The sequence below is a fragment of the Paenibacillus donghaensis genome, assembly GCF_002192415.1.
GTDB classification, from domain to species: domain Bacteria; phylum Bacillota; class Bacilli; order Paenibacillales; family Paenibacillaceae; genus Paenibacillus_AQ; species Paenibacillus_AQ donghaensis.
In genome coordinates this window covers 6527276-6545432 of sequence record NZ_CP021780.1, presented here as the reverse complement: position 1 = coordinate 6545432, position 18157 = coordinate 6527276, and the positions used below count along the sequence as shown (strand labels likewise).

Here is an 18157-nt window from a genome sequence, read left to right as displayed (position 1 = left end):
TACCAGAAGATGAGGAGGAAGTATACAAAGAACCTGAAGCAGAGCTTGAGATTTTTGGCTGCAATTGACCCTATACACCAACATCTGGTGAAAGTATGGACAAACATCTTATACCCGGAGATAGCTTTCCTATAGAAAGCTATCAGGCCATCGTCATCGCGCCTACAGTTCCCTAATTCCCCTCCATTTATCCTCTACCTCAACCTTTGCTAAATTATTTTTTTCCCAGAAAGTAGTCCTTAATAAATTTTCAACAAATCCAGAAATGAAGTAAGGGGAAATAAAAGATATATGGTAAAATAAAAATGACTTAGTAGATTATGAATCGAGTTGAATGTTGAAGTGCGAATGTATAGCTCACATGATTTCCCCGGGTCCTTCGCACCATGTTTTTAACATTATTTGTATGTATTAATTAAGTTTATAGCGTTTTTAGTTTTTGATTAGAGAATAAAGGCATATTTTTAATATGGAAATAGGGTTTAATCCCTTTTTTTAGTTGAAAATCGCTGTCACTCCCCGTGCGGGAGTGTGGCGGTATGGAACTGAGTTAAGCTAAAGAGTACGACAGGAGGAAAGTCACTCCCCGTGCGGGAGTGTGGCGGTATGGATGGACATGGAGACGGATTACCTTGGGTCACTCCCCGTGCGGGAGTGTGGATTGAAATTAATCGAGCGTGCCAGAATGAAGAAATATAGTGAGTCACTCCCCGTGCGGGAGTGTGGATTGAAATTCCACGTCCGGTACTATAAATCAATGGATTTCTCGTCACTCCCCGTGCGGGAGTGTGGATTGAAATAATACCTGGGCGCTAGAGCAGGCGACCCATGTAACGTCACTCCCCGTGCGGGAGTGTGGATTGAAATAGGATGCCAGGGCGGGCGTACCGTACAATACAATGTCACTCCCCGTGCGGGAGTGTGGATTGAAATCGGTATCTGTGTTTATTAACGGGACCCCAGCCAGCGTCACTCCCCGTGCGGGAGTGTGGATTGAAATAAAGTTATTACTGCGAATAACGAAAGTACAACTTTGTCACTCCCCGTGCGGGAGTGTGGATTGAAATTGCCAGTATCGAAATCGGCCGGCGCTTGGTTGAAGTCACTCCCCGTGCGGGAGTGTGGATTGAAATAAACGGATTACAAGGGCGAGATTAAGCTTGCTCGTCACTCCCCGTGCGGGAGTGTGGATTGAAATTGAAAGAATACAGAGGCTGATGGATGAGAGTAATGTCACTCCCCGTGCGGGAGTGTGGATTGAAATCTGATGGAAAAAAATGGGCAGGCCCTTCGGTAGTCACTCCCCATGCGGGAGTGTGGATTGAAATTTGGAAAGAGACTCAAGAGCTGGGAACTGTTCGACTGTCACTCCCCGTGCGGGATTGTGGATTTGAAATCCATGTTGGTCGCGTTCTATAGGTAAGCGTCAAACCAGGCCACCTGTTCAACAGATGAGGGTCGCGACAGACTGAATTAAGGTCTAGCTACCCGACAAATGAGCGGGAGTGCAGGTGACCATGGCATTAGCTTGTCCAAGGCTTCCGTATCGTTCGGATCGGGGAGTTGCGGAAGCTGTTCGAACAGAAATTTCAAGTACTGGAACGGATTCAGTCCGTTCTCTTTCGCCGTCTCTATCACGCTGTAAATCACGGCGCTGGCCTGGGCCACGGGACGTATTCGCAAACAGCCAGTTCTTTCGCCCAATGACAAACGGTTTAATCGAACGCTCGCTGCGGTTGTTGTTGATCTCCAGCCGTCCATCCTTTAAAAAGTCCGTCAACTTTTCGCACTGATTCAGGCTGTAGGTGATCGCCTCCCCCAGAGCGCTCTTGGGGAGGACGCCGGACTTTTGCTGATGCAGTCACACGGAAAAAGCCGCCCGAATGGGGCCGCTGCGCTCCATTCGGGCGGCCTTTCGTTCTTCCGGGTCCACGTCCTTCAGCGCTTCGTCAAATTTGCGCCCAGTGATCGAACGATTCAGCGATTTCATGCACGTTACCAAACGGATCAACGAAAGCAGCATATCGCCCTTGAGTAGGTTTATCATGCAAAAATTGAATACCCTTTTCCTTCATTTCCTTATAAGTTTGCTCAACAGATACGACCTCAAACACCAAAACTGTTCTAGCCTCGTTTGAATAATCTCCAATTTCTTTGGTCTTTTCACACTTGAAAGCTATAAGCTGACAGCCGTCAAGGGCGAATACAAGCTTATTTTCTTGCTCTAACAGTGTTTGCAAACCCAGCAATTCAGAATAAAACCATCTCGCCTTTGTCATGTCATTGACAAAAATCATTATATGTCCTAGTTTCATAAGGCTATGCTGCCCCTTCACTTTTTTGAGGATACCATTTTTTATGGTTCATGCAGAATCTTTGCTAATGATTATTTGAAGTATTCGCGAATTGATTAACATATCCTGCCTGTTAGCTTAATGCCGCATCGATAGTCTAATACTTTATTTTTTCAGTCTATAACTTGACTATTATTAACAGTGGATACTATGTTCAATTTATGAGCATATATCCACTGTTTTTATATATGTTTCAAAAGAACAAGTGCAGGAAGTGCTAAATGCAACGACAAACATCAGAGATCAGTTTCTCATCCAAGTGTTATTTGAAACAGGCTTGCGGATTGGAGAAGTACTCTCTCTATACTTGGAAGATTTTAAGTTTGATCACAGAGATGAGGGGGGAACCACCGTTCTGTAATCGCCGACTGGAGTGCGGTACGTTTCAGTGGCCCGTGCAGGTAGTGGTCCGCTTACCGTTTCTTCCCGTGAACTTCGCTGGCTCCTGGAGGGGCTGGAGCTCCGTCAACGTCATACTCATCCATGAGTACTCGCGAAAGCGGTCATTTAAGCGGGATTTTTTCGCTTTTGAAGCGTGAAACCGCAGGAATATGGGCACGTGTTGGCGAAACTTCTACCTATGGATAAACGAGCGAATCTCTCACCTACAGCTGAAGAATACACCGCAAAAATTTCGCAATAGAAAAACACCCTCATTATTTCATAATGAGGGTGTGTTCTATTGAAAATATAAGAATTTATAAGTTTTACGCTATAAATCAGTCTTAAGTTTCACCCCGGACATAACAAAATTCGCCGTGCATATCCGACTCGGGGGAACGAAATCGGGCTCACGGCGAATCATAAATAGGGAGTGTTTCATATGCTCTATTACCCGCACCACAACCTATCGAATCAATGATCCTAAACATGTTTTCTTTACGGCAGCTTGGGGCATATAAAATAGACAATTATGGGCTTCTCGGCTACCGTGGAAGTGCAGCTGCTTAGGTAAAGGAATAAGATGCTTATGGAGCAGCCTATGTGACATATGTGCGATAACGCGGCAAAGCTTTATAGCGTATGCTTGCCGGTTCCCTGTTTTCAGACAATACTGGATGAATTAAAGATACATAGATAACAGGGGATGTACACTACTGATGAAGCTGCTAGCTGCCTATCCAAAAGAAATCAAAGTGTTTCTGATTGCCAGTCTGATTAGTTCAACCGGCGGATCGCTGATGTGGCCGCTGGTTACAATGTTTGTATTCGACGAACTTGGCCGCAGCATGACCGATGCGGCACTTGTCATCCAGATTCTGTCGCTTGGCGGAATTGCTGGCCAATTGCTGGGCGGCTCCTTGTATCACAAGCTGGGGGTTAACCGCCTGATTGTCGGCGCTTTGGCCTTGAACGCGCTGGCTTTGTTTGCGTTGCCTTCAACCAGCAGCCATTGGCCGCTGTTTTTATGCAATATGGCTTTGGTCGGGCTGTTCAACTCGATGTCGCTACCGGCGATACAGGGCTTTATCGGCTTTCGCTTCAAAGCGCAGCGAGCAGAATTGTTTAATGTCATTTATGTGGCAAGCAATATCGGAGTAGCGCTGGGTACCGCATTAAGCGGTTTTTTGGCTGATATCTCCTATATGCTAAGCTTTGTGCTGAACGGAGTCACCTCGGCTGTATTTGCAGGCTTTTTCCTGTTCTATCTGCGGAAGGTCGGCACAGCGCCGGAGCTGGCTCCGGATCTGGATCTGGTGAGACAGAGAACGGAAGCAGCGGGCACGCCGTCCGGCTGGAAGTTACTCGGACATACACGCATCTATCTCTACATGTCGATTGCATCACTATTCCTGCTTGTCGGCAATTCTGTCTGGAATATAGGTGTGTCGCCATTTATTATTTCGGAGGGCTGGCCGAAGAAATTTTATGGTTTCCTCTGGACCTTGAACGGCATCTTGATCTTCGTGGCACAGCCGCTTGTCAGTATGCTCAAGCGCTGGTTCGCCCAGACTTCAACTGCACAGATGACACTCAGTGCGGTGTTCTATCTGGCAGGTTATGCCGTTATTCTGGGCATGCCAAGCTATCCGGGGCTGGTGCTGGGCATGGTGCTCATCACCCTTGGAGAAATGCTGATCTCTCCGGCGATTCCTTCGTTCATCTCGGATCATGCCGATCGGAGCGCCCCCTTCTACCTGGGGCTTAGCGGCGGGATCGGCGCGGCTGGCCGGGTGATTGGCCCTTTTTTCATGGGCAGCCTGTATGACCGTGGAGGCTTGGCACCCACGGCCTGGCTGGCCTGTGGCGTAGCCGTGCTGTCTGTGTTGTTCTTTATGCTTCATTCTTACATGAACCGCAACTCCCGCAGACTGGCACGGTGATTTCATAGAAGAAAGGTAAGGGGAAGCTTATGCAGCCTATTCATACTGGGACACTAACCATTCGCCTGTCGGAAATGAAGGATGCTCGCGAGCTGATTACGCTCGACAATATGATCTGGACGGAGGAAACGTCACCTGGTCCTCTCATGTGGCGCTCGCGTGAGGACTATCTGCTGCATGCTCCGCCCGGCTCCCAGCTTGTTGCCCTCCGGGAGGGACAGCTGTGCGGGTATGTTGGTTTCGGCTCTCCTACGGGAGCGGACAGCAACCGGCATGTCTGTGAGGTGAATATTGCAGTGCATCCGAATGATCAGCGGCTTGGCATCGGCCGCCAACTGATGGAAGCTATTAGGCGCCATGCGGGCGATCATGGTATCCGCAAGCTGCGGCTGCGAGTGCTGTCATCCAATCTGACGGCCATTGCCTTCTACAAGGCTTGTGGATTCGAGGAGGAGGGCCGTTTACGTGAGGAATTCTATCTGGGCGGCCGGTATGTCGATCAGATCTTTATGAGCTGTTGGCTGAAAGGGGAAATGAAGAATGGAAATCATCTCACTTAATGTAGGACGACCGGTTACGGTGGACTATAAGGGCAAACCGCTGGAGACAGGTATCTACAAACATGCTGTGGAAGGTCCGTGCAGGCTCGGCAGCGGGGGCTTTGAGGGAGATGGACAAGCGGATCTGGTCCATCATGGCGGACCCGATAAAGCGGTTTGTGTATATCCGTATGAGCATTATCTTTATTGGGAGCGGGTGCTTGGGAAGAAGCTGGAATTCTCTGCGTTCGGGGAGAATATGACGACAAGCGGGCTGATGGAGACTGAAGTCCATATCGGGGATGTATTCGAGATTGGAACCGCGCTGCTGCAGGTAAGCCAGCCGCGTTATCCTTGCTACAAGCTCTCGCAGAAGCACGGTCCTGCCGATCTGCCGGCCCGGGTGCTGGAGACCGGCTTCAGCGGCTTCTATCTGCGCGTCCTCCGTGAAGGAGCAGTCGCTGCGGGAGACCAGATAATTAGACGGGAGGAAGGCGCGGGCCGGATGACGGTGTCCCACGTGCTGCAGGTTATGAAGACAGGACGCACGGACAAGTCTGGTCTGGCTGAGCTGATCGCGCTGGACACCTTGTCCGCAAGCACCCGGGCCGACTTTCGCAAATGGCTGGAAACGCCATAAGAGTATCGAACGAAATAAGGTGTAGGCCGGGAAATGGCTGCAGGCGTATCAGCCTAGCAGCTTCCATTCACTGCGCAGCAGCCCGTACACTGCATGGTTGACGTACCCGTCCGGCAGCTTCTCGGCCTGCCGGATGACACCCTCCAGCACGAAGCCAAGCCGTTCCGGAATAGACCGGCTGGAGGTGTTGCCGGTGGCGCAGCGGATCTCGACGCGCTCCAGCGCAAGCTCAAGCAGCGCATAATCCACGAACACACGGCAGGCGCTGGTCATGTAGCCTTTTCCCTCATATCCTTCTCCCAGCCAGTAGCCAATGCCAACGCTGCGGTTATGCCAGTCAATGGCATGATAGCCAATCACCCCGGCCATAACGCCGTCGATCCACAGTCCAGCGGTGAACCCGCCATTGTCGCTGCTCTGGCTGGCTGCATTGCGGATGAAGCTGATAATATGCGACTGCTCCGTAACGCCGTCGACCCACGGCAGCCAGCGACGAAGACGGCTGCGTGAATGCTCCACTAAGGCGAACATCTCCCTGGCATGCTCTGTGCTCAGCGGCTTAAGCACCAGGTCCTCATCAATGACATAGTTAAACAAGCGGATGCCTCCTCTAGCGGTACTGAGCCGGATGTTCTACTTGCGCTGCTGCCATTCCAGCGAATACATATCCTCTTCCATGGACAACATGCGTTGCCCCACCAGGGTGCGGCAATCGCCGAGGGCCTGGTTATACACGGACGGTCCCAGCTTTTGAATGAAGAAGTCAAGCAGATTGCCTGCAGCCAGCTCCCCTAGCGTCTCTCCGTGTTCAACGTCGAAATAGTCGCGGATGTCCGCTATCAGGCTATCCCGCTGCTCCTTGGGCAGCTTAATCACTTTCATGGATGAAGTATCCCCTCTCGTCAATCATTACAGCAGCAAGGCTGTTTGTCTTCATGCTACCTCACGGCTGGCAGAGAAGTCAAAAGAACAAAGCGGATTTCAGCAGGCTGTCCGCCGCGGCCGAAGTCCAATTGGATTGATCAATCCCCCCGTTACGGGTATATTAATAAGTAATATGTTTATACAAGAGAAACTTAGAAATTACAGAAGGAAAGGTTGATTATTGTGGAGAACCCTAGCACGCCCTCCAATTTCATTAAGAACGTTATCACCGAAGACCTCCGTTCAGGCAAAGTCAAGGAAGTCGTTACACGCTTTCCTCCGGAGCCTAATGGTTATTTACATATCGGACATGCCAAGGCGATCTGGATTAACTTCGCATTGGCCGATGAATTCGGCGGCAGAACCCATCTGAGATTCGACGACACCAATCCGCTCAAAGAGGATACGGAATACGTCAATTCCATCCAGGAGGATGTGAAGTGGCTGGGGTATGAGTGGGAAGAGCTGCGGTTTGCTTCCGATTATTTCGACGAAATGTACAGCCGGGCCGAGCTGCTGATCACCAAGGGCAAAGCCTATGTGGATGATCTCAGTCCCGACCAGATCCGCGAGCTGCGCGGAACACTTACGGAGCCGGGGCAGAACAGCCCTTACCGTGAGCGCGGTATAGAGGAGAATCTGGACCTGTTCCGCCGGATGCGGGCGGGCGAGTTCAAGGATGGCGAGAAGGTGCTTCGTGCCAAAATCGACATGTCCTCTCCTAACATTAATCTGCGCGACCCTGTGATCTACCGGATTTCCCATACCCATCACCATAATACGGGTGACAAATGGTGTATCTATCCGATGTACACCTATGCGCATCCCCTGGAGGATGCCATCGAGGGCATCACTCACTCGCTCTGCTCGCTGGAGTTTGAAGATCAGCGCCCCTTCTATGACTGGGTAGTGGCGGAATGCGAGATGCCCGCAGTGCCGCATCAGTATGAATTCGGCCGCCTGAATCTGGCCCAGACGATGACCAGCAAGCGCAAGCTGAAACAGCTGGTGGATGAAGGGCATGTGGATGGCTGGGATGACCCGCGGATGCCAACCATCTCCGGACTGCGCCGCCGGGGTTATACACCGGAAGCGATTCGTGCTTTTGTCTATGAAGCGGGAATTTCCAAGAGCCAGGGTCTGGTAGACCTGCAGATGCTGGAGCATTTCATCCGTGAGGATCTGAAGCTGACCGTGCCGCGCACGATGGGCGTGCTGCGCCCGCTAAAGGTGGTTATCACCAACTATCCTGAAGGCCAGACCGAGCTGTTCGAGGTGGAGAACAATATTGAGAATGAAGCGATGGGTACACGCCAGGTGCTGTTCTCCCGTGAAATTTACATTGAACGCGATGACTTCATGGAAGTGCCGCCGAACAAGTATTTCCGTCTGTTTCCGGGCAATGAAGTCCGCCTGAAGAATGCCTACTTCATTAAATGCAATGAATTTATCAAGAATGAACAGGGTGAAGTGGTTGAACTGCACTGTACCTATGACCCTGAAACACGCAGCGGCAGCGGATTCACCGGCCGCAAGGTTAAGGGTACGCTGCATTGGGTGGAAGCCAGCCAGGCCGTTCCGGCCGAGTTCCGCCTGTACGAGCCGCTGATCTCGGCAGAAGAGCCGGATCAGGAGGCAGAGATTGAAGGGATGGACGCTGTTGATAAGCCGGCAGCCAGCTTCCTCGACCAGTTGAATCCGAATTCGATCAAAATTATTCAGGGGTTCGTCGAGCCGGCGCTGAAGGATAGTGTTTCCCAGGATAAATTCCAGTTCTTCCGTCATGGCTACTTCAATGTAGACAGCCGCTATACGGTGCCGGGACATCTGGTATTCAACCTGATTGTATCGCTCAAAAGCTCGTTTAAGCCTGCAAAATAAGGCCAAGCTAATTACTTAGCTTGGGTATCATCAGGCTCAATATGCACAAAAGCTGCTCCGCAAGTAGAGGAATCTACAGGCGGGGCAGCTTTTGTATGAAGGGGGCATCCGGTCTCTTTAGACCTCGATCTCGAATAGATCTTCACTCTCCTCAGAGAGTGGGCGATAGCCGCCGCGGATCACGAACAGCCACATGAAGCCGAAGCCAACCGCACCGACCAGCGCCAGGAATACACTGGACTGATACATGCTCTGTGCTCCGAGATTCTGATACAGCCAGCCTCCAAGGATACCGCCGAGAATACCTGACAGTCCGCTCCAGGTCAACGCATAAAGCGCTTGTCCGGAAGAGCGGTACGGACGGGGAATCAGCAGCATAGTCAGCTGGGTTCCGACGTAGAAGAAACCGCCGAAGGTAATGCAGTGCAGGACCTGGATGAGGGCCACCTGCAGCGGCGTAGTGGCAGCGGCCATCAGCCACCAGCGCAGGACGAACAGGGCGCTGACGACAGCCAGCCAGCCGAGCAGCATGGGAATCCGCCGCTTCAGCAGACGGTCGCAGAGCAGGAACACCGCCACCTCCAGAATCGAGGAGAGAAACACGGCGAAGCCGATCATGCTTTTGCTGCCGCCCAGCTCTGTAATATAAAGCGACATAAATGTAGTATTCATTGTATTGGGAATAGATACCATAATGCCGAAGAACAGAAAACACAGGAAAAAAGGATGAAGCAGAATCGTACGCAAGCCGTAGAACGGCATGGGCGCCATACCGATGTTGCTTCTCAGCCTTGGCAGCAAGAGTAGACAGACCATGGACGCGAACAGCAGAACTGCGAACAGGTAGGACAATACAGAGACATCCGTCCATTCCAGAATGGGTCCGGCAATAATCGCTGTAAATGCCCAGCCCAGTGAACCCCAGAGCCGAAAGGTGCGAAAACGTTGGTCCGTGCCTTCGATATAGCTGAGGATCATCGTATTGCTCTGTGCAAACAGCGGTCCTTGAAAGAAATAGAACAAGGCAAGGCAGATAAAGATCATCTCATATGTATTCGCCTGAAAAACCAGCTGTGTCAATATCAGCGTTCCCGTCAGCATGATCATGACGATCCGCCGTATATTCTGATACCGGTCACTCCAGATTCCCCAGAAAGGGTTGGCAACAATGGAAACCAGCGCGCCCATGGACATCACGGCACCAATCTCCAGCTTGTTCATGCCCACATCCTGAAGGTATAGTTGAAAGAAACTGGTGAAGAGCACCATCGTTCCATATACGAAAAAGTTGAAGCCTTTTAAAGAAGTGTAGGAAGCTTGCTTACCCGGATTCTCCCGCAAATTGGGCACTCCTTTCCCGCTTGGATGCCTTGCCTGCAAACTATCGGTCGAATATCGGCCTTTGCTATCACTGTAACACGTGTTGAAAAGGGATACAAACCAACTTTTGAGCAGATATTCAAATCTCTGGAAAAGGAGTGGACAAATAAAGATGGAGATCACCGGGAGTGATCTTCGTTTAACTTCAGTTTATAAACCGCAGGTATGGTTGGGAAGCGGCAGGAAAAAAGGCTGTGTGCCTGCTGCGTCAGATTGAAATAGCAAAGGAGAATAACCATGAACAACCCTACAACTTCAAGACCGCAAGGAGCGGGGACGAAACCTTTCCTGACTCTATTGAAAGAAACCAAACCATCCTACGGCCTGTTGGCCATTGCCATTGGACTTAGCATGATCTCGACACTGGTGGGCCTTGTTATTCCGCTGTTCACCAAGAATCTGGTCGACGGCTTCTCGCTGGCTTCGGTCAGCAAGCTGCAGATTGCCGGAATAGCCGGGGCCTTTATCGCGCAGACGATAGCTGCAGGGGTATCCATCTATCTGCTGAATTATGTGGGGCAGAAGGTTGTATCCGGCCTGCGGGACCGGCTGTGGCGCAAGTTTCTGGTGCTGCCGGTAAGCTACTACAACGATAACCGTACAGGCGAAAGTGTCAGCCGGATGACCAATGATACCGGCATTATCAAGACGCTGGTTTCCGAGCATCTGTCAACGCTGTTTACCGGCGCGGTTTCGATCATTGGTTCGGTTTCTGTACTACTCTACCTCAACTGGAAGATGACACTGGTGCTGTTCACCGTCATTCCGTTATCTGCGCTGATTCTGGTACCGCTAGGGCGGCAGATGTACAAGATATCGAAGGGAATGCAGGATGAGACAGCCTCCTTCACAGCGACGCTCAGCGGGGTGTTGTCCGAGATCCGGCTCGTTAAGGCCTCCGGGGCGGAGACCAGAGAGTATGAAGCAGGCCGGAAAGGCATCATGAACCTGCTGTCCTTCGGCATCCGTGAGGGCAAGATCAACGCCATGATCAGCCCGCTGGTCTCCTTCGTGTTCATGATGCTGCTGGTGGTCATTATCGGTTACGGGGGGATGCAGGTATCCGCAGGTGTGCTTACGGCGGGGGAACTGGTTGCTTTTATCCTCTATCTGATCCAGATTATTATGCCGCTGACCCAGCTGACGACGTTCTTCACGCAGATTCAGAAGGCCAAGGGAGCCTCGGAGCGGATTATCGAGACCCTTGCTGCTGAAGAGGAACAGTATGCGGGCAGCAGAGAGGCGAACGGGGCAGAAGGCCCAATTATTCTGGACAATGTCAGCTTTGGCTACAAGAGCGGTGAGCTGGTACTGAAGCAGCTCAGCTTTCGGATGCTACCGGGACAGGTGACAGCCATAGTCGGACCGAGCGGGGGCGGCAAAACGACGCTGTTCTCGCTGCTGGAGCGTTTCTATCAGCCTGTGGGCGGCCGGATTATGCTGGGAGAAACCCCTGTTTCTGAATTCTCGCTGCGTTCCTGGCGCAGCCTGATCGGTTATGTGTCCCAGGACAGCCCGCTGCTGGCCGGAACCATTAAGGAGAATCTCGGTTATGGGCTGGAGCGCGACATCAGCGAAGAGGAGATGCGGCAAGCCGCCGCGATGGCCTATGCCGATGGCTTCATCGATGAGCTGCCGGAAGGGTATAACACGGATGTAGGAGAACGCGGAGTCAAGCTGTCCGGCGGACAGCGGCAACGGATTGCCATTGCCCGTGCGCTGCTGCGCAATCCGAAGATATTGATGCTGGATGAGGCAACCTCCAGTCTGGACAGCCAATCGGAGGCGGTGGTGCAGAAGGCCCTGTCCAATCTAATGGCCGGGCGGACGACGATTGTGATTGCCCACCGTCTCGCTACAGTCGTGAATGCGGACCAGATTGTTTTTATGGAGAAAGGCCGGATTACCGGTTCGGGAAGACATGAGGAGCTGCTGGAGGACCATGCGCTGTACCGGGAATTTGCTACCCAGCAGCTGCAGATGAATATTCCCGGAATAGAAGCAGAGGGGCAGACCCGCGGCATAGAGGAGGTTACGGTTGCAAATGGCCAAGATACTGGTAGTGGACGACGACCCGCATATCCGCGAATTGGTGGAAGTATTCCTGAGAGCTGAGGGTTTCGAGGAGGTCTACGGGGCTTCTGATGGTGTAGAAGCGCTGCTCTTCTTGGAGAACAAGAGCGTGGATATGGTGATCCTGGATGTGATGATGCCGAATATGGACGGCTGGGAGCTATGCCGGCGTCTGCGCAAGACGTACGATTGTCCCATTCTGATGTTGACGGCCAAAGGTGAGACCTCGCAGATTGTGAAAGGGTTCGAGCTGGGCAGTGATGATTATCTGGTGAAGCCGTTTGAGCCGGCCGTGCTGATCGCCAGGGTAAAAGCGCTGCTGAAACGGTATCAGATTTCCGCTGCCCAGAGTGTGACCATCGGCCACCTGCGGATGAACCGCAGAACGTATGAAGCCACCTCGGAATACGGCGAGGCCGTGCTGCCGCTGAAGGAGTATGAGCTGCTGTTCAAGCTGGGCAGCTATCCGGGGCAGACGCTGACGCGTGACCGGCTGATTGAAGAAATCTGGGGCTATGACTATGAAGGCAATGAGCGGACGCTGGATGTGCATATCAACAGACTACGGGAACGGTTCCCCCGTGAGAAATACGGCTTCTCCATCCGCACCATCCGTGGACTTGGCTACCGTCTGGAGGGCGAGACATGAGTTTATTTAAGAAAATAGTCCGCCAGCTGCTGTTTCATCTCGCCTTCTTCAGCGCGGTTGCCGTCAGCTGGACGGCAGCGTATTATCTGATGAATCTGGTGGTCTACAGCAGATTCGGGCGTCCCCATTATGCCTATGTGGACCAACTGATCGTTACACTGATTGGGATCGTATTTCTGCTGTTGCTGGGGATGGCGTTATCCTCGCTAATCCGCGGCTGGGAGCGTGTCTTCTACCGGTCGGTCATTGAAGCCATCGGCAGGATCGCCAAGGGTGATTTCAATGTAGTGCTGGAGAGAAACAAGAACTACGGCGATTTCGGCGAAATTGTGGAGAGTATTAACGATATGGCCAGTGAGCTGGGACGGATGGAGACGATGCGCCAGGATTTCATCTCCAATGTTTCGCATGAAATCCAGTCGCCGCTGACTTCAATCCGCGGGTTTACCCGTGCGTTGCAAAGAGAGACGTTGGACGCGGAGAGCAGAAAACATTATCTGGAGATTATTGAAGCGGAGAGCACCCGCCTGTCAGGACTAAGTGATAATCTGCTCAAGCTGTCGGTGTTGGAGGCCGGCAGCTTTCCCTTTGAGCGGAAATCCTATCCGCTGGATAAGCAGCTGCGGGAGATCATTGTCGTTGCCGAGCCGCAGTGGCTGGAGAAACAGATTGAGGTGGAGGCGGAGCTGGATGAGGTCACTATTCATGCGTCCCAGGATCTGCTGAGCCAGATCTGGACCAATCTGCTGCATAACAGCATCAAATTCACGCCGCCGGGAGGGCGGATCCATATTAGTCTGAGGCAGACAGCGAGCCGGGTTGAAGTAGAGGTCAGGGACAGCGGTATCGGCATCGCCGCCGAGGATCTGTCCCACATCTTCGAACGGTTCTACAAGGCAGACAAGGCCCGCAGCGCCAGTGGCGGCGGCAGTGGGCTGGGGCTGTCCTTGGTCAGGAAGATTGCCGAGGTTCATCAAGGTACGGCCACGGCGGCAAGTGTTCCCGGCGAAGGCACCTCAATTGTAGTAAGCCTGCCTAATCTGCCTTGAAATGTGCTTGCGGAGAGACGAGTCCCCGCTCCAGCAGGCTCCACAGCTGCAGGAACTCCCCGCGGGTTGCCGGTGATTTCCACTCGTAGGCATGGCCCGGATGATGAAAGCGGGAGGTGGCGTGGATAATGCAGCGGGCCGTCACCTCGGAATCCTCGTCTACGGCAAGGACTCCGGCGGCACGGCCTTGTTCGACAAGACGGCCCAGCTGGCTGACTATACGCTGCAGGTGGGTTTCGATCAGTTCGGTAGCCTGACCCGTAACTGCAGCATACATGGAGAACAACTCCGGGTCCTGCGCTTCACTGCGTTGCTTCAGCTCAATCAGCTTCTCCACGTATGCGCGCAGATTCTGCAGGGGGCTGCCTGCGGCCTGCTCCACAAGCTCCGCAAGCGGAATAATGATCTGCTCCTCCAGCCAGCGCTCTGTGACAGCCTCTCTTAAGGCGGCTTTGCTGGGATAATGCCGATACAGCGTACCGTGGCTGACACCGAGCAGCTTGGCCACATCCGTAACCGATGTTTTGTCCGGGCCGAATCTGCGGAAGGTTTGGTCAGCCGCATTCAGAATATCTGTTTTGCTTAGAAAATTGTTTGTTCTGCTCTTCATTCCCTTCACCTCTTGCTCTCAAGCTTATCATAAGCGCAAACAGAGTGACAAATTTGTTTACTTGTCATTTGACCAATGGCGGATGATATTCGCCAGAGCGACAATGCCGGCCTTCAGCTCCGGCAATGAGGCATAGGCATAGGAGAGCCGCAGATGCCGGCCGTCACTGCGGTCGTAGAGATCCCCGGTATTCAGCAGCACCCCGGCCTGCAATGCGGCCTTGAACAGCCGGTGCGGCGGCAGCGGGGTATGCAGGGACAGCCAGACATAGAAGCCCCCTGCAGGTATATTCCAGGCAGCAAGTCCGGCGAAGTGAACCTGCAGCAGCTCCAGCAGAGCTGCCCTCCGGCTGCGCAGCTCGCCGCGCAGCTTGGTGAGATGGGCTTCGTGGTAGCCGCCCTCCAGCCAGCGGGCGGCTACCAGCTGCGAGAGCGTGCTGGAGCCGTAGTCGCTCTGCATCTTGATGTCAGCCAGCCGGTCGATGACCGGCGCAGGCCCGACTACCCAGCCCAGCCGCAGGCCGGGGCTAACCGATTTCGAGAGGGTGCCGAGGTGAAGCACCCGTCCTTCCTGGTCCAGCGCCTTGAGCGGAGGCAGAGGCGGCGAGTCCAGCCATAACTCCTGATAGGCCCCGTCCTCCAGAATAGGCAGATCCAATGCAGCCGTGGTCTCCATCACCTCCAGCCTGCGCTGAGCGCTCATCAGCACGCCGGTAGGATTATGGAAGCCGGGGATGCTGTAGAGCATAGCTGCCCGGGTCCGCGCGGCTTCTGCAGAGATGGCGGAGATGAGCATTCCCTCCTCATCCATGGGCAGTCCGCAGAACTTCACCCCGGCGGACTGGAAGGAATGAATGGAGTAGAGATAGGAAGGCTTCTCCAGCAGAATGGTGGACCCGCGCGGCAGCAGGCCGACAGCGATCAGCTGGAGTCCTTGAAGTGCCCCCGACGTAATCAGAATCGATGACGGGTCGGCTTGAATTCCGCTGGAGGCGAGCTGGCTGCTGAGCGCCTTGCGCAGCCGGAGGCTGCCAAGCGGCTCCTCGTAGGACAGCGGCAGCTGCGGCTGGCAGGACAGCTCGCCGAGGATCTGCATCATGGTCTGCTCCGGCAGCAGCCCCGGGGCCAGCTCGCCGGTGCCGAGGCGGATCAGCCCCGGCTCGAATTCCAGCCGGTTGATCGCCTGGACCGCAGGCAGATTGGGATAATGGCTGCCCTCTTCAAGATAGCTGTGCCAGCCGCCGGATTGCCCGGCTGCGGCAGGGCTGACCCTGGTTCCCCCGCCGCGTCTGCCTTCAATCAGTCCCAGCGCCGACAGCTGCCCCAGAGCGGTAACCACCGTGCTTCGGTTCACGCCAAACAGCCTGCACAGCTCCCGCTGTGGGGCTATTTGTGTTCCTGGCGGCCAATCACCGCTGGAGATCCGCTCCAGCATATAGGCCGAGATTTGACGATGCAGCGGAACAGGCGAATTAAGATTGGGTTTCCAACGGTGCATATGGACCCCTCCTTCATGCCTGAATTATACCATGGGGCCAACCAGTTTAAATCTTGGTTGGGTCCCAGTATGGAACTTGGATGGTTACGTCGCCGGATAGGCGCGGTATGATCGGTCAAGCGGCGGCTGACTGCCACGCTCACTGATGCAAGCCACTGGTTACTACGTTACATCCTAGTGAGGATTTAGAAGGTTACCCTGGAACGTTCAATGCAATTAGATGCGAAAGTGCAACTAAATTCAACCAAAACTCCTATCAGCGATCGAATAAATGCAAATATGCAACTAATCAAGAGTAAATCGGACTTATTTCGCTCAGAAGACCAAATTAGATGCCTTTTTGCATCTATTTCCTCCAAAACGCAAGAAATTCGCCAATTAGATGCACTTTCGCAACTAAATCAATGGGGCTGTGGAGGATGCCTTTCGGAGCCCCCTTTTTCCCTCCGGACGTCTGAATGAATAATCAGAAGAGAAGGTGCGATAATGACTGAAGCCATTCTACATGGAGTGATACTAGCGTTTGGCCTTATTTTGCCGCTGGGTGTGCAGAATATATTTGTTTTCAACCAGGGAGCTTTGCAGCCGAGGTTTGCCAGAGCACTTCCGGTCGTTCTCACCGCCGCATTATGTGATACCCTGCTGATCGCCGCCGCTGTGGGCGGAGTGTCGCTGGTTGTATTCTCTATCGGATGGGTGACTCCGGTGGTATATGGGGCTGGCATTGCGTTTCTGGGCTTTATGGGCTGGAAAATCTGGCGGGAGGCTCCGGCGTCGGGAGACAGCAGACTGTTGTCACTGAAGGAGCAGGTGGGGTACGCACTGTCGGTCTCCTTGCTGAACCCGCATGCCTTAATGGACACGGTTGGCGTTATTGGAACCAATGCCCTGCAGTACGCCGGGCTGGAGCGCTGGACCTTTGCCGCCACTACAGCAGCAGTGTCCTGGGTCTGGTTCTTAGCCTTGGCCGCAGCAGGCCGGCAGCTGGGCCGGGCCGCAGCATCCGGCAGTCTGCTCCGGCTGCTGAACAAAAGCTCTGCGCTGCTAATTTGGGGAGTAGCACTGTACATGTGTCTGCAGCTGTGGCAACTGCTCTGATCCGCTTCAGTCCGCTCTGCAACCCAAAGCGTGCCGAGCTTCACCCTGAACAGAGTGGAAAGCGTCAGCACTGGGTTGCAGCGGGAGGATGAGATACGCGGCTAGCCGCCGATTTGCGACATCCGCCGTGCGGTTGGCGTATGGCTCTGGGCTTTCTGCTCCAGTGCCAAGGCCATTTCATGATTATGCGGCTTGTTGCCGAGTGCCTGGCGGAACTGGCTGCGTATGGCCTCGGGATCGCCAATCAGCGGGCGTACAGGGTATTCGTCTGCCCAGTAGAGGCAGGCCTTGATGTGCCCGTCTGCTGTCAGCCGCAGCCGGTTGCAGTTGTCGCAGAAATGATCGCTGACCGGATGGATCAGCCCGAAAGTGCCCTTGGCACCGACAATCCGGCGGTTCTGGGAAGGACCATTGCCGGAGGGCATATCCGCCTCCTCGGTCTCCCAGCCCGCCTCGGCGCAGGCTTCAAGCACCGTCTCCAGCGGCAGATACGTTTGCCGCCAGGAATCGCTGGCGCTGCCGATTGGCATATATTCAATAAACCGCACATTCAGCGGACGGTTCAGGGTCAGCGAGATAAAGTCCTTAATCTCATCGTCGTTAATCCCTTTCATCAAGACTACGTTCAGCTTGATCGGAGACAGCCCGGCTGCCTGGGCGGCTTCAATGCCCTTCAGCACCCGGCTGACCTCACCTCCGCGGGTAATCATGGAGAAGCGGTCCTGGCGCAAGGAATCCAGGCTGATGTTCACCCGCGACAGCCCGGCTTCCTTCAGCAGTTCTGCCTTCGCAGGGAGCATCATACCATTGGTGGTGAGTGAGATATCCTCAATGCCCGGTATGGCGGACAGCATAGCTACCAGCTTCTCCAGATCCTTGCGCACCAGCGGTTCTCCCCCGGTCAGCCGGACCTTGCGCAGCCCTGCCGGGGCCAGCGACTCCACAACGGCGGCGATTTCCTCATAGCTCAGAATCTCGTCCTGCGGCTGGAATTCCATCCCTTCTGCAGGCATACAATAAATGCAGCGCAGGTTGCAGCGGTCGGTAACCGAAATTCGCATATAATCATGCAATCGTCCAAAAGGATCGGTAAGCGGCTCCATGGCGTAGCTCCTCTCTGTGTTGTTTAAATTTTAAAG

At 53.6% G+C, this 18157-nt stretch carries 15 protein-coding genes, 2 pseudogenes and 1 CRISPR repeat array; of the genes and pseudogenes, 9 read left to right on the top strand and 8 right to left on the bottom strand.

Annotation, left to right across the window (positions count from 1 at the left end; genetic code table 11):
• Nucleotides 1-636: 636 nt before the first annotated feature.
• Nucleotides 637-1396: direct repeats of the CRISPR family, unit length 32 nt; unit sequence GTCACTCCCCGTGCGGGAGTGTGGATTGAAAT.
• 77 nt (nucleotides 1397-1473) lie between these two features.
• Nucleotides 1474-1951, bottom strand: a pseudogene (locus tag B9T62_RS29645) (IS66 family transposase); the annotation flags it as partial.
• Complete coding sequence (locus tag B9T62_RS29640; RefSeq protein ID WP_087918543.1) at nucleotides 1950-2315, bottom strand: VOC family protein; 366 nt, start codon at nucleotides 2313-2315, stop codon at nucleotides 1950-1952. The pseudogene B9T62_RS29645 and the gene B9T62_RS29640, both read right to left, overlap by 2 nt.
• 229 nt (nucleotides 2316-2544) lie before the next feature.
• On the opposite strand from B9T62_RS29640, the pseudogene B9T62_RS29635 reads away from it, so the two are divergent.
• The 4 genes and pseudogenes from B9T62_RS29635 to B9T62_RS29620 form a co-directional block, all read left to right on the top strand.
• A pseudogene (locus tag B9T62_RS29635) lies at nucleotides 2545-2688 on the top strand (tyrosine-type recombinase/integrase); the annotation flags it as partial.
• Between the two features lie 766 nt (nucleotides 2689-3454).
• Nucleotides 3455-4678 carry an MFS transporter gene (locus B9T62_RS29630; protein ID WP_087918542.1) on the top strand — a complete coding sequence of 408 codons (1224 nt, stop codon included), beginning with the start codon at nucleotides 3455-3457 and terminating at the stop codon, nucleotides 4676-4678.
• Nucleotides 4679-4707: 29 nt separating this feature from the next.
• Nucleotides 4708-5238 (top strand): GNAT family N-acetyltransferase, encoded by a 531-nt coding sequence (locus tag B9T62_RS29625; RefSeq protein ID WP_087918541.1) that lies wholly within the window; start codon nucleotides 4708-4710, stop codon nucleotides 5236-5238.
• Nucleotides 5219-5857: an MOSC domain-containing protein gene (locus B9T62_RS29620; protein ID WP_087918540.1), complete on the top strand. Its 639-nt coding sequence runs from the start codon at nucleotides 5219-5221 to the stop codon at nucleotides 5855-5857. The genes B9T62_RS29625 and B9T62_RS29620 overlap by 20 nt, the downstream gene beginning before the upstream one ends.
• A 48-nt stretch (nucleotides 5858-5905) precedes the next feature.
• On the opposite strand, the gene B9T62_RS29615 is transcribed toward B9T62_RS29620, so the two are convergent.
• Both B9T62_RS29615 and B9T62_RS29610 read right to left on the bottom strand, forming a co-directional pair.
• Nucleotides 5906-6454 carry a GNAT family N-acetyltransferase gene (locus tag B9T62_RS29615; RefSeq protein ID WP_087918539.1) on the bottom strand — a complete coding sequence of 183 codons (549 nt, stop codon included), beginning with the start codon at nucleotides 6452-6454 and terminating at the stop codon, nucleotides 5906-5908.
• 36 nt (nucleotides 6455-6490) lie between these two features.
• Nucleotides 6491-6739 (bottom strand): DUF2164 domain-containing protein, encoded by a 249-nt coding sequence (locus tag B9T62_RS29610; protein ID WP_087918538.1) that lies wholly within the window; start codon nucleotides 6737-6739, stop codon nucleotides 6491-6493.
• Between the two features lie 225 nt (nucleotides 6740-6964).
• On the opposite strand from B9T62_RS29610, the gene B9T62_RS29605 reads away from it, so the two are divergent.
• Entirely contained in the window at nucleotides 6965-8662 is a 1698-nt protein-coding gene (locus B9T62_RS29605) for a glutamine--tRNA ligase/YqeY domain fusion protein (protein ID WP_087920476.1), read from the top strand.
• Nucleotides 8663-8779: 117 nt separating this feature from the next.
• Here the strand turns inward: B9T62_RS29605 and B9T62_RS29600 are convergent, their stop codons facing one another.
• Nucleotides 8780-10012 (bottom strand): MFS transporter, encoded by a 1233-nt coding sequence (locus tag B9T62_RS29600; RefSeq protein ID WP_425436611.1) that lies wholly within the window; start codon nucleotides 10010-10012, stop codon nucleotides 8780-8782.
• Nucleotides 10013-10279: 267 nt separating this feature from the next.
• On the opposite strand from B9T62_RS29600, the gene B9T62_RS29595 reads away from it, so the two are divergent.
• Genes B9T62_RS29595 through B9T62_RS29585 form a run of 3 tightly spaced genes read left to right on the top strand, consistent with a single transcriptional unit; the run spans nucleotide 10280 to nucleotide 13813 of the window.
• On the top strand, nucleotides 10280-12157 hold the full coding sequence (locus tag B9T62_RS29595; RefSeq protein ID WP_087918536.1) for an ABC transporter ATP-binding protein: 1878 nt from the start codon (nucleotides 10280-10282) through the stop codon (nucleotides 12155-12157).
• Entirely contained in the window at nucleotides 12087-12764 is a 678-nt protein-coding gene (locus tag B9T62_RS29590; protein ID WP_087918535.1) for a response regulator transcription factor, read from the top strand. The genes B9T62_RS29595 and B9T62_RS29590 overlap by 71 nt, the downstream gene beginning before the upstream one ends.
• Complete coding sequence (locus B9T62_RS29585) at nucleotides 12761-13813, top strand: sensor histidine kinase (RefSeq protein ID WP_087918534.1); 1053 nt, start codon at nucleotides 12761-12763, stop codon at nucleotides 13811-13813. The genes B9T62_RS29590 and B9T62_RS29585 overlap by 4 nt, the downstream gene beginning before the upstream one ends.
• On the opposite strand, the gene B9T62_RS29580 is transcribed toward B9T62_RS29585, so the two are convergent.
• Together B9T62_RS29580 and B9T62_RS29575 are read right to left on the bottom strand one after the other, a co-directional pair.
• Entirely contained in the window at nucleotides 13800-14423 is a 624-nt protein-coding gene (locus tag B9T62_RS29580; protein ID WP_087918533.1) for a TetR/AcrR family transcriptional regulator, read from the bottom strand. The genes B9T62_RS29585 and B9T62_RS29580 overlap by 14 nt on opposite strands.
• 57 nt (nucleotides 14424-14480) lie before the next feature.
• Entirely contained in the window at nucleotides 14481-15920 is a 1440-nt protein-coding gene (locus tag B9T62_RS29575) for an aminotransferase-like domain-containing protein (protein ID WP_087918532.1), read from the bottom strand.
• Between the two features lie 486 nt (nucleotides 15921-16406).
• Between B9T62_RS29575 and B9T62_RS29570 the strand changes: the two genes are divergently transcribed.
• Nucleotides 16407-17018: a LysE/ArgO family amino acid transporter gene (locus tag B9T62_RS29570; RefSeq protein WP_087918531.1), complete on the top strand. Its 612-nt coding sequence runs from the start codon at nucleotides 16407-16409 to the stop codon at nucleotides 17016-17018.
• A 101-nt stretch (nucleotides 17019-17119) separates the two neighbouring features.
• Here the strand turns inward: B9T62_RS29570 and moaA are convergent, their stop codons facing one another.
• Nucleotides 17120-18121, bottom strand: coding sequence for a GTP 3',8-cyclase MoaA (moaA, locus tag B9T62_RS29565; protein WP_087918530.1), 1002 nt, complete (start codon nucleotides 18119-18121; stop codon nucleotides 17120-17122).
• Between the last annotated feature and the right edge of the window lie 36 nt (nucleotides 18122-18157).